Here is a 16,069-nt window from a genome sequence, read left to right as displayed (position 1 = left end):
CACACTTCAAAGTCTTAAGTTCCGAGTTCCGAGTTCTGAGTGAAGAATCAAGAAATTAGCTTTTTTGATTTACTTCTTTTTGTCTCAGCACTCAGCACTCGGCACCAGCTTTTTAGTAAGCCAGACCCATACTGCGAGTTGTTTCAGCGCCCAGGTAAACCCGGATGCTCAAAAAGTCGGTGGGACAAGCGGTTTCGCAGCGCTTACAGCCCACGCAGTCTTCTGTACGGGGTGAAGAGGCAATTTGAGCAGCTTTACAGCCATCCCAAGGAACCATCTCAAGTACATCAGTAGGGCAAGCGCGGACGCATTGGGTGCAACCAATGCAGGTATCGTAGATTTTGACGGAATGAGACATTGAAAAAACGGCTCCTTTCGAGTGTTCTTCTCTGCGAAAGAATCATAATCAACGCATAGTTTACCGCAGTGTTTGATAGGCCGTAATCAAAAGGCTACATAACTTCAAACAATGTAATGAGCACGCTTAATAAGTCGTTTTTCCGAGATTGCCCCTATTGCTCTATTTATTAGCAACATCAGATGAGCGTATTTATTCTAGCCATATACCATAATGGGGTTTAATAGTAAAAATAAATGAAACAAAAGTCAATCTACAAGGCTAAATGCAGAATTTCTCTATGGTAACTATTTAGCAATCTTCATACCGATTCTATGTGAAGCTGTACTTGATTAACGTAGGGACAATACATAAATTGCTCCTACAGGTTGTAGTTTTTCATAACTCTTAATAAGCACATTTTCAAACAGAAAATCAATTCTGATTGCTATAGATTATGGACTCAGCACTAGTTGCCATTCTCTGTTTTGGGAATTCCATTTAGGTAATTGAGTTTCACCGACAACATAGGGGCCCCAATAACGACGGGAGCCATCTTGTGCGAAGGCAACTAGAATATCTCCCTTCTCCAGCTTCAAATTATTTTGAGGTAGGGATAGAACCAGTCCCTTCTCACTGCCTTCTTGAGGAGCAAAATCCCAATGTGCCGGTACATCGTAGTTAGCCTGTTTAGTACCAGAGCCTTTTGCTACCGACTGTCGCGCCAGTAGAGCTAGGCGTACAGGTTGATTTGTTTGATTGCTCATCCGCAAAGTCCCTTGATTCTTAGCAATGCTAGCTGATTTATCACGCTCTGCTAAGACAGGATAAGTATTCTCTTTATTACTATGTTCTACTTGATTGCTTGGAGTAGATAGATTAGCGGAAATACCTTTTTCAGGTGAAACAGGTTTAGATAAAGTTGTCTCCCACTCTTGAGTTTCACTTGGCAGTTGTGAAGATGTATCTGGGTTTGTGGACTCAAAGGATACACTCACTCCAAAGCATCCCACCAGAGAAACAAGCAGTCCCAAGCAACAAGCTGTAACACCCACGTTACGATACACTAAAGATTTCATATTGATAGTTTTTAGAAATAAATATTTTGTCTAGGCTTGACCAAATAGTAGCCTATTATCACGAAAGACAATTATGAAAAGTAGCTTAAGATAGATTTTATTCAGATTAAACACATCAATGTATTATAAGTATCATTTTGCTTAGAAAATATTTGGAGGAAATTATTTCATTGATGCCTGAAAAACAACAGTTACAGACACTAATTGCTTTGTGTATTGACCGTAGGCTTGGATAAAAAAAGAAAATTATATACCGAACCAGCCAATGTATTTGTATAAAAAAGTGAAAATATCGTGAAAACACTAGCAGAGACAACAAAGTGTCTTTTGCCAGCCCAAATGATAAATATATTTCATCTTGGGTTAGAACAAGCAGCCTTGAAACCGCCTGTGCTTCCTTAAAGATGATAAGATGTGGAAATTTCAATTAACGCTGGAAACCCAGCATATATCTATAATATTAACAAATAAGCTTAGGCTACAACCAATATATTTTTTAATAATATAAAGATATTTCAAGATATCTTGACTTTTTCCCAGAAGTCTACCTGATGCAAAACACTCGTCTGAATAACTTGTTGGATGCCATTGCTACACGCTTGAGGCAATGGTTTTTAAATCCTTGGCGGCGATTATCGTTGCTGATAATTAGTTTTTTGTTTGGTTTTTTTCTGGGAAACGCAGTTTCCACTACAGCTGGTCAACGGGCAGAATTAGATATTGTGGTAGCTGGTTTTTTAGTAGTGTTAACGGAAGTTACCAGTAGGATATTTTACAGTCAGAGCTTTTTTAGCAAGCGATCGCTCTTGGTAGACTCTCTAAATCTCCTCAAAGTTGGTTTCACCTACAGCCTGTTTCTCGAAGCCTTTAAGTTGGGATCGTGAGAACAGGCAAAGGGCAGGTGGTCACTGAGCGTAGCCGAAGTGGGGCAGGGGGACAGAGGGGTATAAGGGGAAATTATGAGTTTGTGGCTGGGTGAAATTTTAATTTCAGAAACTGTAACCGAAACTTGGCAGCAGCAAGCAAGAGAAGTAGCACTAGCAGATAAGTTAAGAGCTAAAGCTTTTGGGATTGTGCCGGAAAATGTCGATGAAGCGATCGCTTTTCGAACGCATTTACTAAAATCTGTCTTCCCAGCTTTTAGCCAATTCTGCCAAACTACCCTCCAAATCGAACCCAAGGAAATGTTACAGATTTTATGGGACTTGTGGCTGCCTTTGGGGATCAAACTAGCATCGCAGCGCCAACAGTTAGAACGCCCTCTGATTCAGGGAATATTAGGAGGACAAGGCACTGGTAAAACTACAATGTCTAAGGTTCTCAGTTTGATTCTGAATCAGTTGGGATACCGGACTCTGAGTTTATCTTTGGATGACTTATATAAAACTTACAGCGATCGCTTGGTTTTAACACAACAAGATCCCCGCTTGATTTGGCGCGGCCCACCAGGAACCCACGATGTAGATTTAGGCTTAGATGTACTAGATCGGATTCGTCAGTCGCAAAGTTCAGTTATGGTTCCCCGATTTGATAAATCTGCATACAAAGGCGCTGGCGATCGCACTACTTCAGAAATGGTTACAGATATAGATATTGTACTATTTGAAGGTTGGTTTGTGGGTGTGCGACCAATTAACCCAGATGTATTTGATACTGCACCACCGCCAATTGTCACAGATGAAGATAAAGCATTTGCTCGTGATATGAATCTTCGCCTCCACGATTATTTACCACTATGGGATCGATTGGACAGCTTAATTTTGCTATATCCAACCGATTATCGCTGTTCTTTGGAGTGGCGCAAACAGGCAGAACAGCAAATGATCGCTGCGGGTAAGTCAGGGATGAGCAATGCAGAGATAGAGCAATTTGTCAATTATTTTTGGCGATCGCTTCACCCGGAATTATTTATCAAGCCGTTGGTAAAAGATGTAACAGTAGTTGATCTAGTGGTTGAAATTCATGCCGATCATAGCTTTGGTGAAGTTTATTGCGATCGGGCTAATTCATAATTCGTAGCAATCATGTGCGGCGGGTAATAGTTATGATTCCCAAAGCCATTGCACTCCTCACGCCAGTTGCTCACTTGGGCAAACGCCTTAGTGCTAGCCTCTCCCTTTGGGAAAAGACCGTACTGGCTCCTTTTAATGCCCTCCTTGCTTGCAGGCTATCCATTACTCGGATCTTTATCAACAAAACTACAACTCACTTAAAAATAAGACTAATAGATAGCCTACAAGGGAAGGGGAGTAAGATTCAAGGTTTCTTGGAGCGAGAAGATTAAAAGTAGGATTTAGTAAACTACTTGCCACCAACCGAAGGCTGGGCCGATAAAACGGATAGTTGCCCATCCTATAACCATAAGGATAATGCCTATCCAAGCACCACGAGTTGTCCAACTGACAAATTGTTCGCCTTGAATTTTTGTGATGGGAAGCCAAGGCAAGATTCGAGTCTCTTGACCGTATGTTTCCCCTTGTGTGGTTTTACGACGCTTTGCTTCACCCATAATCAGCAACTCAATTTTTACTTAGGTTCTAAATTTATCTTGCCAGGAATCATGGCTATAGACAATTGGGGAATGGGGAATGGGGAATGGGGCATGAGAATGACTTTAAGCAGAATTTTCCTCATCGGTATTAGAAAATAGACTGGGATCGAGATAGTTAATGCGAGCGAGAGGACTTAAGGCAGTAAGAATTTGAGCGCCGTAACTACGATTAACTACACGACTATCAAGTAAAGCAACAATGCCTTGACTTTCTCTGACTGGCGCGAGCGCTCTTTGTAATTCACTTAAGGCTGTCGGCAATAAATATAAACGAAACCAATCTTGATGTGATCGCTTATAAAGAGCCACTCTACCAGCTACAAGCGGATTTTCTAAAGATGGTAAAGGTAAAGTAGCAATAATTAACAAATGAGGTGCTGGCAAAACTCGCTGATGTTCTCGCCAAAATTCCCAACCGCTAATCAAAATACCATTTTCATCTAAACAAGTTTTTTCTACCTGCACCCGCGAACCAAACTCTGAAGCCAAAATTGTCGCCACTTGAGCCTTGAGTGGGACATCTCCCACCAACACAACCGTTAATCCTGGTGCTGTAGCACTTAGACAAACCAGCGTGCGGACTTTGTGAATAAATGCCGCTTGAAATTCTGGCGTGTTAGGTAGAGGCAATTTATAAGGTACATAAAGTTGAATTGCTTCCGCTTGACTCTCTGAGGAGAACTTCAGACAAGTCAAATCTTCCAAACCAAGGCGTTGTCGAAAAAGAGGAGCCTCTGTTTCCGGTTCTATGGCACTGCCAATTAAAACTACTGGTTGTCGCTGCCACAAGGGTGAGAGAATTTCTCTTAATTCCATTGGGGCGTAGTGCAAAGAAAATAAACCTTGTCGATGGGCAATAGTCGCCCAGAAGAGGGGAGGGGGGGCAGGGGAGGCAGGGGGAGCAGGGGAAGCAGGGGGGAAAAGATTTTCGTCTAGGGTTTGTAATTGCTGCCAGAAATGTTTCCAAGTATCTGGGAGATTTGCTGGATCTAAAGCAGCATAAAGACGGCTTAAAATCTCTATTTCTGGCTGGGAAATTAGATAGCAGTGATATGGATTAACAGGATGCTGAAAAAGTTCTTGTGTTAGTTGTATCCGTGCTTCGCTAATTGCCTCAGCTTGATTTGGACAAGCCAGCATGAGTTCATCCCAATCATGAGGTTGAATATCTTGGGTAAGTTGATCGCGCACCCAATCTTCGAGATCGTCTACCCCATCAATAATTGTCGGGATGCCTTCGGGAAAGCGATCGCCACCAGCAAATTGTCCTCTTAACCAAGCTTCTGGAGAGGTTAAAAGTAGCCCTTGGAACTCAGCACCAGGCCAAGCGTCACCTGTTCTAATTGATTTATTGGCTGGTAGCCACTGCTGTAGACGGGGAATTTCTATCCGCAGCAGAAGTTGCTGCACTGGTTCTTGAGCAACAATAATTACAGGGCCATGCCACATTAGGGCTGATGCTACAAAACTAGTGCGATACCGGCCTTGATAGCCACAAACCGCTCCTACTTGAATTAGGGCACTACGTCCCAGGCGCAAGGCGCGTGCTACCAACCGTGCCATCGTCAAATGATGGGGCCAGGAAGGGAACCCCGCTTGCGATCGCAAAAAGTTATGTAGTGACAAATGAACTTCTGCCTCAATCACACGCTTTTAATTCCATACAAAGTGATTTTTACTTCCAATTGCCCCATTTCTATTATCTTGTTCTTTGTCATTAGTCATTTCTCATTTGTCAATTGTCCTTTGCTAATGACCAATGACCAATTCCCAATTCCCAATTCCCAATTTCCTAAATTATGCCAACTTACACAGGAATTTCCAGCGAAGCCTTCAGGCATCCACTAGATCGCCAAGCCGAGCAAGCTTTACGAAATTTACCGGGATTTGATTTAATCGCTCGTAAATTTGTGGAATTTATCTACGAACGCCCTCAATTAGTCTATCTAATGGGTAACACCATCCAAGTAGGGCCGCGTCAGTATTCCACTATTTACCAGATGTTTCGGGAATGCGTCCGAGATTTGGACATTTACCCAGAACCTGCACTGTTTGTCTCGCAAGATCCCCAAGCAAATAGCTATGCCCTGGGGCAAGAGAACCCTTACATAGTCATAAATACAGGGATACTAGATTTACTAGACGAAGCTGAGATTCGGGCGGTGCTAGCCCATGAACTGGGGCATATTAAATGTGGTCATACTATTTTAATTCAAATGGCGATGTGGGCGATGAGTGCTGCTTCCGCCTTGGGCGAATTGACCTTTGGCCTCGGTAATCTTGTAACCCAAGGCTTGATTTACGCCTTTTTTGAATGGCGGCGCAAAGCCGAGTTATCGTCAGATCGCGCCGCACTACTGGTAATGGATGACTTGAATCCCGTAATGTCAACGATGATGAAACTCTCTGGTGGTAGTAAAAAATTTGCCAATGAATGTAGTTTACAAGAGTTTATCAAGCAGTCAGAAAATTATCAGGCACTGGATGAAGATGGACTAAATCAGATATATAAATTCTTGATTTACAATGGCGCTCAAGGTACGATGTTGAGCCATCCTTTCCCAGTTGAACGCCTGCATTATTTACGAGCGTGGGCAGTATCTGAAGAATACCAGCAAATTCGCCGAGGAAATTATCAGCGATCGCCTGCTTCTGGCTCAGTAAATGTTGCAGCAGAATCTTCCGCAAATGAAACAGATAATTTGCGCCGTCAAATTGAGGAATTACAACGAGAAATCGACAGAATAAGAAGACCTGATAATTCGTAATTAAGGAGTAATCACCATAGGGCGGGGACTGGCATAAGTAAATAGTGCCTGCCCTACTTAAGATTTATGCAAGATGTGAGTTTTACCGCATTAAGGCACTTTTGAAGGTAGGATAAATTCAATATTCAAAATTAGAGACTTGAAAACTGCTTAACTATATCTGAGCGTTAAATAAGATGTAGGCATTTATGAATATGGCAATTCAATTGACAAAACGGCTCTCTGTGTTCGCAGCTATTCTAAGTATTGTCCTTTCCATGCCGGGAATTGCCTTAGCTGTACCGGTTACTTCTGGTGTCATTTTCGCCCAAATTACCAAAACGGCAAGCTACTCCACCCCGTCAGAGATTAACCTGACTCCCTTGCAAAGCCAAGAACTTCAGGCTGTGCGCCAGAGAAGAAACAGGGAAATTGAGACAGTATTAAACACATCACAACGCGCCCAACTTAATCACAATATCCGGGCTGGTAATAATATGAATCAAGCCCTACAAAAGCTGAATTTGCAACCAGAACAACAAGAGTTTGTAAAGGCGATCGTTCAATTTACTAATTTGAAAATGAAGGCTATTTCGTCTAGGCATTCGCTAAAAATCGTACAGAAATAAAGATTTTACTTGTAGAGTAAAATTTTGCGCCTTTGTCAGCGAGGATATCAATAATATTTTCTCTATCATAGTTTTTGGATAAACTACACCAAGAAACGTGAGATTTAGTGTCTCTACAGGATTTTGATGATTTAATGGGCAACTTACGCTAGCGATGCCTGCGGCGGGCTGCGCCAACGCTTGAGATAATCAGATACACATAGGGTTGTCGCTGCCTGTAGGGGATTTTAGTGTAAATATCTGTTCCTCTCAACTTTTGCAGCATCTATAATTAATCTTGCCCTATTTAGTTCGTTACCATGTCGGAAGAAGATATCCGAGCCGCCAGGCTGGAGAAAGTAGAACAACTCAAGCAGCTAGGGACTAACCCTTATGCCTATCGTTGGGAATCTACCCATCATGCAGCGCAGTTGCAAGAGCAATTTGCCGATTTAGCCAGTGGTGAAGAAGTTGATTTAGAAGTTGCGATCGCTGGACGCATTATGGCGCGTCGCGTTTTCGGTAAACTGGCTTTCTTTACCTTGCAAGATGAAACTGGCACAATTCAGCTTTATTTGGATAAAAATCGCATCCAAGAAAGCATGGCAAATATTGATGCTGATGCTTTCAATCATTTAAAACAACTCACAGATGCAGGTGACATCCTGGGAGTTAAAGGTACTATTAAACGGACTGAAAAGGGCGAGTTATCTGTCTACGTTAAACAATATACTATCCTCACTAAATCCTTGTTACCCCTACCCGACAAGTGGCACGGATTAACGGATGTTGCCAAGCGCTACCGTCAGCGCTACGTTGACTTGATTGTTAACCCAGAAGTGCGGCAAACTTTCCGCCGTCGTGCCCAAATTACTGCTGGGATTCGCCGTTATTTGGAACAGCGAGATTTTCTAGAAATTGAAACGCCAGTTTTGCAAAGTGAAGCTGGGGGTGCAGATGCGCGTCCATTTATCACCCACCACAACACTTTAGAAATGGAGTTGTATCTGCGAATTGCCACAGAACTCCATCTCAAGCGGTTGATTGTCGGTGGTTTTGAAAAGGTGTTTGAATTGGGACGGATTTTCCGTAATGAGGGAATTTCGACTCGACACAATCCCGAATTTACAACGATTGAAGTTTACCAAGCCTACGCCGACTACAACGATATGATGGCGCTGACTGAGGGGATCATCACCACTGTCGCCCAAGATGTACTCGGCACATTGCAAATCACCTACCAAGGGGAACCTATAGATTTAACTCCACCTTGGCGGCGGGTAACAATGCACGATTTAGTTAAAGAATTTACAGGCTTAGATTTCAATTCTTTCCAAACATTGGAAGAAGCAAAAACAGCAAGTAAAAATGCTGGGATTCTTGGTATAGATGAAGCCAAATCAATTGGTAAGTTACTGAATTTAGCTTTTGAAGAAAAGGTAGAAGCTAATTTAATTCAACCTACTTTTGTAATTGATTACCCAGTAGAAATTTCGCCCTTAGCAAAACCCCATCGTTCTCAACCTGGTTTAGTGGAAAGATTTGAGTTATTTATCGTCGGGCGAGAAACTGGAAACAGCTTCTCAGAACTTACAGATCCCATCGATCAAAGAGAACGCCTAGAAGCCCAAGCTGAAAGAAAAGCTGCTGGTGACTTAGAAGCCCAAGGTGTAGATGAAGACTTTTTGACAGCCCTTGAATACGGTATGCCGCCTACGGGTGGTTTAGGGATTGGGATTGATCGGTTGGTAATGTTATTAACTGATTCTGCTAGCATTCGGGATGTAATTGCCTTCCCTCTACTCAAGCCAGAAGGCAGCGTTATTAAGCAATTTAGCTATGAACCAAAAACTCAAACACTGACTATTGAATTTGACAGTGGAAGTGTTTACGAGTATTTCAAAGTCCCTCCTAGCGTCAAGGAAGACTTAGACAATGCACCGTCTAAAGGTCAACACTTTAACAAGTTCATTAAAGGGAAATTCAAGTTTGAACAATTGAGTTGACCTACTTAAGCATATAAACAGTTGGGTGCGTTATGGCTTTGCCTAACGCACCCTTTTTATTTTTCTTAGTGAGCGATTTATTGCTCATAGCAAGGTTTATCACGATTAAAGTCCTGACTACAAACTTTAATTTATTTATGCCTAGCTACTAAAAAAAATATTGTGTGGCGCGATGCCTACGACGGCAAGCTACGCACCACACAATCTAAAACAATCTAAAACCTAATGACTAATTCGCTACCTCAGCCACCTCAATCACGCGCCCTTCATAATCTTTGACCAAAAAATTCAGGGGTTTCTGGTTACGAATCTTGAATTTCAAACCGCGTGTTTCGACTCGCATTAAAATCATTTCTAGGCAGTCGTGGTCAAAACAAACGTGGCGTTGCTGATTCTTGCTACCTAAACTCGCCCCAGTAATAACGTGTAGCTGGGTATTTTTCTTCAATTGATACCACAACCCCTCAGTGGCATTGTTCATCATTTTGCTTGACAAACTCGGCCCTGTAGACATGTATAGCGGATCGATCCCAGTTGCGCCTATAGTTTGTTCGTAGTTGTAGTAATAGTGCAATGGCACTTCAGCTGCTGGCAAATCTAGCAGCCCTTCATACAACTGTCGGGCAATCTCCAAATCTGACACCATTACAGTGTGTACTTTTGGGGCGCTGGTGAGGAACATCCACATCGCACCAGCGTAAGCTGCTAGCAGCATTACCATAATGCCTTGGGTGGAAAACAGGCTATCCAAGGGCAAGGAAGGGAGAAAGGAGCCTAAAGTAAGGGGACTGAGGAGAAACGACATCACACTAACTGCTATAACCATGAACAAATAAGGATTCTATAGGGGAGTCGATTTTATAATTGTCGATTAAGACTCAAATTAAGTCCTTGTTTCTAGTTTATCAATAACTTAAGTTGTCTGAGTCCCGGCTACAAACTGGGCAACACCAAGATATTATGCGATTAACTACGGGAGTGCAATTCCCAAAATTATTTTAACAACTATCAACTCAAAGACTTGTGCAAATTCCTCATTTTCCTGAAGCTAATCACCCTCTGGTAAAGTCGCTATTTCATCATAGCGATCAAGAACTACTGACTCTGTTTCAGCGCCATCCAGATGCTGGAAAGTATTTTACGGTGATTTTTTGCCGCTATAGCCCCATAGTGTATACCTTAATTCGGCATTCAGCGCGATCGCCCGTGCAAGCAGATTATCTGTTCGCCCTCACCTGGCGACATATCTATTACGAACTCGGTGGACTAAATTTAACCACCCCTGAATCAGGTGAGCCAGCCTTAACCATGCAAAATTGGTTAATTAATATAACAGCTTTCTGTATTAACGAAATTAAACTACCACCCACAGAAGCAATTCATTATTCTCTGCAAGCGACTTCGCCGCCGCTATGGTGCTATGTACAACAGGCATTAGACCAACTACCACCTGTTTTACGATTAATCGTCTTAATGTCTCAAACTTTCCACTGGAGCGAAACGAGAATCGCCGCCTATCTGCAAGCCGAAGGAGAAGCGATCGCTCCCAACGAAGTAGCCAATTTTCTTCAGGAAGGCTATCGTATGCTAGAGGACAAATTACCCACAGATATCCGCGCCATATACTTTGGGGAAAATTTAGCTCAATCCTAGCTTAAGTGTAAATGCGTATATTGTTTGTCTTCAATTTATAAACTTAAAACTTCTTCTTAGACCTTCTACTTAAACCCGCAACTTTACGGGTAATTTTTATGAAACAACGGCTTGTATTTCCAAGGCAATTAGTTTGTGTAGGTGTGATTTCTCGTCCCCAGGTGCTTTTACACAGCTTTTTACTGTTTACTTTTTTGCTGAGTCCTATAGCTGCTGGTGCGGTTGATATTACGCAACAACTCCATCGTCCTTTAAATAGTTCTGTTGGGCGACAATCAAGAGATGAAGCAGATAGCTTACTACGTATCGGTGAACAACAATACGCTTCAGGATATGCCGATAAAACAATTGCATCTTGCTTGCAGGCACTAGAACTATATCACTCAATTGGCGACCTCAAAGCACAAGGTCTGACTTACAATTTGCTTGCAAAGGCTTACATCCAGATTGATAGTGCAAAAGAGGCGGAAGATGCTTTACGACGAGGATTAGCGATCGCTCGTGATACAAAAGACTTCCAATCTCAGATTTTTGTGCTAAATAATATCGGTACATTTCTCCTGCAACAAGGAGAATCTGCTGCTGCTGGTAAAACAGTTGAAGATGCACTCACAATTGCTCACGGTGTCAAAAACATTGAAGGGGAAGGACTGTCTTTGAGCAATTTGGGTTTGGTAACTGCCAGGTTGGGGGATTATAACAAGGCGATTAAATTATATGAAAATGCTTTAATTTTCCGCCGTCAGACTGGCGATGCCATCGGTGAAGCAAATACCCTAAATAATTTAGGTGATGCTTACCTAGCATCGGGAAATTATCAGGATACCATTGCTACTTATGGTGAAGCAATGCGGACAGCTAAAACTAATCGCGATCGCACTAATGAATTACGGGCAATTGACGGTTTAGTGAAAGCTCACACTGCTGTCGGACGCTACGAGAGAGCTTTTGATTTACTAGGACAACGTTTGGCACTCGCTAAAGAATTGCAAAATTTGCGAGAAGAATTAAAATCTTTTGAGTCTTACGCTCAGTTATACAAACAACAAGGTAATTACCTAACTGCTCGTAATTTTTACGAAAGGGCGATTATACTGGCGCGGACATTAGAAGACAGCAAGCAAGAAGTCCAATTGCGGGATCAGCTAACTAAAATGCTTCAGCGAAAATAGGGACGATTTCTGCCCCTACTTTCGTACTTAATTTGATTAATTTAAGAAGACTGAACCGTTTCGTTCAATTCTCATAGCACTTCTGCCCTGTGCTGCATTGGTGGCTTCGTTAAATCTAACTTCTAAGTTTCCTGGCTCTGAAGAAGCTTGTGGAGTCACTATCAACTGTCCACCATCTTCTCGTTCAAATGTCACCGTTACTGGTGCCCTTAGACCTTGCAATATTACATTTGATTTACCTTGTAGCGATCGCGGTGCCGTATCGCCAATCACTTGGAAAGTTACATTAGCCGCAGTGTCATTTACTAACCTGATATTAACTGTATCATTTGCCAGTGCGATCGTCGCGCTGGGAGTTTGCCGTGGTTGTAGTTGTCGTGGTTGATCGGTCGAAACTGCCCCTGGTGAAGGCTGTTGAGTTTGAGCTCCAGGGGCTGGGCGTGATGGTGTGACACCTGTTTCTGGAGATTCACCGCCGACACCCAATCTTGTTTGCTCTTGTGATGGAGTAGCAGAGGTGGGAAGAAGCCCTTGAGCAGCTAGTCTTTGAGTTAGTGCATTCGGAGGACATCCTTGCGGCACCACAACCCGACTATTATGTGGTTCTTCGTAGAAAATTCTAGGACAGGGGTTAATCTTCGGAGTAGATTCTTGTCCTACTGATTGTTGTGCTATTGCTTGAGGAATTACTGGCAGACTAATCATTAATCCACCAAAAATAGCACCAAAGAACTTAGCAGACTTACGAAAATTTTGAGACTTCATATTCATTATTGACTCCTGATCAAATTGAATTTTTCTTTAATTAAAAATTTTTCAACCAGCAAATTTAATTAGTCGCTAATTTGTTATCTAAACACCTAGATTTTAACAATATAGTCAAGCTTTGTTCTCTAGCTATAGGGTTAGAAATAATAGATTATAGCGGTTATCAGTCTACTTCAGTACAGTAGGAGAGAGCAATTCTACTGATAATTGGTGGTGATGAAAGCCTACTCTCTCGACTTGCGTCAAAAAATAGTTGATGCTTATGCCTGCGGTGACATTTCCCAACGAAAACTGGCTAAAAACTTTGGTGTCACCTTAAGTTTTGTGCAAAATTTACTCAAACGCCATCGAGAATTGGGGATGATAGGCCCCAAGGTGCGGACTGAGCAGACAGCAACAAAGTTGAATGCTGAACAGTTAGAAATCCTGCGCCAACTCGTCATAGCACAGCCCGATGCGACGTTAAGCGAATTGCGGGAACGACTTTACGAGAAAACAGAGGTCTTAATTGGGGTAGCTACGGTGAATCGGATGGTTCGCTGGAAACTTCACCTCAACCTCAAAAAAAAAGTCTCCACCTCACAAAAAAAGGTAGTGATGAAGTCCAACTAGCCCGATTTGAGTACTGGAAACTCTTGAGGGGGATACCCGTCGAAGAGCTGATTTTCTTAGATGAATCGGGAGTTAATCTGTCCTTCATCCGCAAATGTGCCCGCGCCTTGCCTGGCCTTCGCCTATGCTCAAAAGCCCAACCGCAAAGGGAAAAATGTCTCGGTAATTGGTGCAATTAGCTTGAAAGGACTGCTCACCCAATGGAGTGGCTTAGGTTCTATCGATGCTTTGACTTTTGATGCCTTCATCGCCCAAAAGCTCGTACCCAAACTTTGGCCTGGTGCAGTGGTGATCATGGATAACTGCTCAATCCATAAAAGTGATGAACTTGAAGCTTTGCTCATCGCTGCTGGCGCTCATCTCATTTATCTCCCCCCCTATTCTCCCGATTTTTCACCGATTGAGAATTGTTGGTCCAAGATTAAGAACATTCTCCGTCGCATCGGTGCAAGGACATACCCTGATTTACTCCAGGCATTAGATACGGCATTCGCAGAAGTGACAATAGAGAATTTGCTGGGTTGGTTTACTCACTGCTGCTACTGTACCTCACAAGACTGATAACCGCTATAGCAGACATAAATATCTCATTCTAAAGTTTCAAATTAATGGTTAAATCTGCAATTTTTGCCATAAAAATTAGTAAATAAATTCACTTATCTGCATCTATCACAGGAAACAATTGTTGAATTTGCGATTTAAGACTCAAGAGTTATCGGTAAAGTCACAGTAAACGTTGTGCCAATACCTTGGGCGCTTTCAACTTGAATATGACCCTGATGATGTTCGACAATAGCTTGAGCGATCGCTAATCCCAATCCTGAACCAGTAACGGTGGCTGTAGTTGTATTCCCAGTTGTATGAGTCCGTGCCGGATCTACCCGATAAAAGCGATCAAATAAGCGTGGTAGTGCTTCTGCGGGGATGCCAACTCCGGTATCACTCACTTTAACTTGCAACTGGGCACTGGTATAACGTAGTCCAGAAACTCGATTTATTCCCTCAATCCGCGCCAATTCTACTTTCACCCGTCCCCTGGCTGGTGTATAGTGCAGGGCGTTAGCAATCAAATTTGTGAATAGCTGCACCAACTGATCCCAATTCCCCACAAGGGTAAACCAATTTTCCAATAATTCGGGGCTAGTTTCCGAGGCGGGAGGGTCAACTAAATCTAAAGAAAGAGCGATTTTTTTTTCAGGGACTAACAATTGTTGTTCTTCAACCACCTCCATCAGCAAGGCATCCAGTGGACAAGGTGAAAAAGTATCTTTGCTAATACCACTATCCTGTCGTGCTAAGAAAAGTAAGTCATTAACTAACTTACCCAAACGCTGCGTCAACCGTTCCACCATCTTTAATTGTTGCCGATACTGCAAAGAATTAGTTGCTTCTGTCTCTGCTAAATCCAAGTCTGCGAGGGCGACTTGCACATTTGTTTGAATTAAAGTGATGGGACTTCTAAGTTCGTGAGAAGCATCAGCAGTGAATTGTTTGAGACGTTGATAAGACTCACCTACAGGTTCCATCGCTTTACCTGAAAGAAACCAGCCACTTGCACCTACGGAAATCAGCATTAACCCAATACCTAGCGCCAAATCAAAAATTAACTCACGACTGGGTTTAGTGACTTCAAACCAGGGATGACTAACACGCAGATATCCTACTACTTGTCGTCCCACTTCCACCCGTTGTGTAATTTGCCGCAATAGGAGTGGTGACGGTAGAGACGCGATTAATCGCGTCTTTAATTTTGAATTTTCACTCTTTGGCTTGACGACGCGCACAGTTTCACCAGTGCGGTTGGCATGAATGGGAATATTTAGGGGTTCGGATAGCGTTGACCAAAGTAATTCACCAGTGGGACTAAACCATTCTAAGTCGATGTGGTCATCTTCTACGGTGTAGGTATTGTCACGAAAGCTGGCTTCTAAATTAATGCGAAATTTATCTGCATCAGCATTAATTGGCTCAAATATGAGCGTAGATGCACAGGGATTTGTTGTGAGACAACGCTCTACTATTTCTACTACATGGTTAAGAGTATCATCAATCCGCTCAACCAATGTGCTACGGACGTATAAATAAACGCCACTAGCGAACAGTAGTAGTAATACAGCAGTGACGGAAGTATACCAAAGAGCAAGACGGCGACGAGTAGCTTGAAACATATTGCAATGCTGTAAAAAATTCTCTAGATAAGCGAGTTAGCAAAGAATAAAAGAGATATGGTATTACCAATTATGTTCCTTGAAAATACTTTAATCAGGATCTAATCACAAAAACTTTATACTAAACTTTTCTACAGAAATAAACTATTTTTTTAACATTTAGCTTTATTGAATTAAGTACTTACACGCAGGCATCATCTTTTCCCTAAGAGTTAAATTCTATTTGCAATGAAGCTTAAAGGAGAGATGCCAAAGAACATTAAAGATTTTATCGCATCAGCTAATACATAGTTCTTGTGTGGATGAATGCTCTGAATAAACTGTAGCCAGTATATGTGCTTTGACTTTATAAAAAATAATAAATAACT

Annotated in this window: 16 protein-coding genes; 9 read left to right on the top strand and 7 right to left on the bottom strand. The window is 42.2% G+C overall.

Annotated features, from left to right (window positions below; genetic code table 11):
* Positions 1 to 112 precede the first annotated feature (112 nt).
* Both psaC and FBB35_RS02705 read right to left on the bottom strand, forming a co-directional pair.
* Entirely contained in the window at positions 113 to 358 is a 246-nt protein-coding gene (gene psaC, locus FBB35_RS02710; protein WP_015175986.1) for a photosystem I iron-sulfur center protein PsaC, read from the bottom strand.
* A gap of 434 nt (positions 359 to 792) precedes the next feature.
* Entirely contained in the window at positions 793 to 1,416 is a 624-nt protein-coding gene (locus FBB35_RS02705; protein WP_174708367.1) for a hypothetical protein, read from the bottom strand.
* A 551-nt stretch (positions 1,417 to 1,967) separates the two neighbouring features.
* On the opposite strand from FBB35_RS02705, the gene FBB35_RS02700 reads away from it, so the two are divergent.
* Positions 1,968 to 2,300 (top strand): DUF565 domain-containing protein, encoded by a 333-nt coding sequence (locus FBB35_RS02700; protein ID WP_174708366.1) that lies wholly within the window; start codon positions 1,968 to 1,970, stop codon positions 2,298 to 2,300.
* Positions 2,301 to 2,375: 75 nt separating this feature from the next.
* Positions 2,376 to 3,428 (top strand): glycerate kinase, encoded by a 1,053-nt coding sequence (locus FBB35_RS02695; RefSeq protein WP_174708365.1) that lies wholly within the window; start codon positions 2,376 to 2,378, stop codon positions 3,426 to 3,428.
* 281 nt (positions 3,429 to 3,709) lie between these two features.
* Here FBB35_RS02695 and FBB35_RS02690 read toward each other — a convergent pair whose 3' ends face one another.
* Together FBB35_RS02690 and FBB35_RS02685 are read right to left on the bottom strand one after the other, a co-directional pair.
* Entirely contained in the window at positions 3,710 to 3,925 is a 216-nt protein-coding gene (locus FBB35_RS02690) for a DUF2839 domain-containing protein (protein ID WP_114081445.1), read from the bottom strand.
* Between the two features lie 105 nt (positions 3,926 to 4,030).
* Positions 4,031 to 5,614: an ATP-dependent DNA helicase gene (locus FBB35_RS02685; protein ID WP_174708364.1), complete on the bottom strand. Its 1,584-nt coding sequence runs from the start codon at positions 5,612 to 5,614 to the stop codon at positions 4,031 to 4,033.
* Positions 5,615 to 5,766: 152 nt separating this feature from the next.
* Here FBB35_RS02685 and FBB35_RS02680 point away from each other — a divergent pair, with 152 nt between their 5' ends.
* The 3 genes from FBB35_RS02680 to lysS all read left to right on the top strand — a co-directional run bounded on the left by FBB35_RS02680 (position 5,767) and on the right by lysS (position 9,328).
* Complete coding sequence (locus tag FBB35_RS02680) at positions 5,767 to 6,735, top strand: M48 family metallopeptidase (protein ID WP_174708363.1); 969 nt, start codon at positions 5,767 to 5,769, stop codon at positions 6,733 to 6,735.
* Positions 6,736 to 6,923: 188 nt separating this feature from the next.
* On the top strand, positions 6,924 to 7,343 hold the full coding sequence (locus FBB35_RS02675) for a hypothetical protein (protein ID WP_368041819.1): 420 nt from the start codon (positions 6,924 to 6,926) through the stop codon (positions 7,341 to 7,343).
* Between the two features lie 299 nt (positions 7,344 to 7,642).
* Positions 7,643 to 9,328: a lysine--tRNA ligase gene (lysS, locus tag FBB35_RS02670; RefSeq protein WP_174708362.1), complete on the top strand. Its 1,686-nt coding sequence runs from the start codon at positions 7,643 to 7,645 to the stop codon at positions 9,326 to 9,328.
* A gap of 229 nt (positions 9,329 to 9,557) precedes the next feature.
* Here the strand turns inward: lysS and FBB35_RS02665 are convergent, their stop codons facing one another.
* Positions 9,558 to 10,154 (bottom strand): hypothetical protein, encoded by a 597-nt coding sequence (locus FBB35_RS02665; RefSeq protein WP_012411481.1) that lies wholly within the window; start codon positions 10,152 to 10,154, stop codon positions 9,558 to 9,560.
* Positions 10,155 to 10,351: 197 nt separating this feature from the next.
* Here FBB35_RS02665 and FBB35_RS02660 point away from each other — a divergent pair, with 197 nt between their 5' ends.
* Both FBB35_RS02660 and FBB35_RS02655 read left to right on the top strand, forming a co-directional pair.
* The gene (locus FBB35_RS02660; protein WP_174708361.1) at positions 10,352 to 10,981 is read left to right on the top strand and encodes a sigma-70 family RNA polymerase sigma factor; all 630 of its coding nucleotides are present in this window, start codon (positions 10,352 to 10,354) and stop codon (positions 10,979 to 10,981) included.
* A gap of 98 nt (positions 10,982 to 11,079) precedes the next feature.
* Positions 11,080 to 12,153 (top strand): tetratricopeptide repeat protein, encoded by a 1,074-nt coding sequence (locus tag FBB35_RS02655; RefSeq protein ID WP_174708360.1) that lies wholly within the window; start codon positions 11,080 to 11,082, stop codon positions 12,151 to 12,153.
* A gap of 36 nt (positions 12,154 to 12,189) precedes the next feature.
* Here the strand turns inward: FBB35_RS02655 and FBB35_RS02650 are convergent, their stop codons facing one another.
* On the bottom strand, positions 12,190 to 12,924 hold the full coding sequence (locus tag FBB35_RS02650) for a hypothetical protein (RefSeq protein ID WP_174708359.1): 735 nt from the start codon (positions 12,922 to 12,924) through the stop codon (positions 12,190 to 12,192).
* 213 nt (positions 12,925 to 13,137) lie between these two features.
* Here FBB35_RS02650 and FBB35_RS34240 point away from each other — a divergent pair, with 213 nt between their 5' ends.
* Positions 13,138 to 13,533 carry a transposase gene (locus tag FBB35_RS34240; RefSeq protein ID WP_254625668.1) on the top strand — a complete coding sequence of 132 codons (396 nt, stop codon included), beginning with the start codon at positions 13,138 to 13,140 and terminating at the stop codon, positions 13,531 to 13,533.
* A gap of 60 nt (positions 13,534 to 13,593) precedes the next feature.
* Positions 13,594 to 14,094, top strand: a complete 501-nt coding sequence (locus FBB35_RS34235) for a transposase (protein ID WP_254625801.1) — start codon at positions 13,594 to 13,596, stop codon at positions 14,092 to 14,094.
* A gap of 137 nt (positions 14,095 to 14,231) precedes the next feature.
* Here the strand turns inward: FBB35_RS34235 and FBB35_RS02640 are convergent, their stop codons facing one another.
* Entirely contained in the window at positions 14,232 to 15,701 is a 1,470-nt protein-coding gene (locus tag FBB35_RS02640) for a cell wall metabolism sensor histidine kinase WalK (protein WP_174708358.1), read from the bottom strand.
* Positions 15,702 to 16,069: the final 368 nt, after the last annotated feature.

The organism is Nostoc sp. TCL240-02, from assembly GCF_013343235.1.
Taxonomy (GTDB): domain Bacteria; phylum Cyanobacteriota; class Cyanobacteriia; order Cyanobacteriales; family Nostocaceae; genus Nostoc.
Note: the sequence above shows the minus strand (reverse complement) of the source record. Positions and strands in the feature narration are given on the sequence as shown.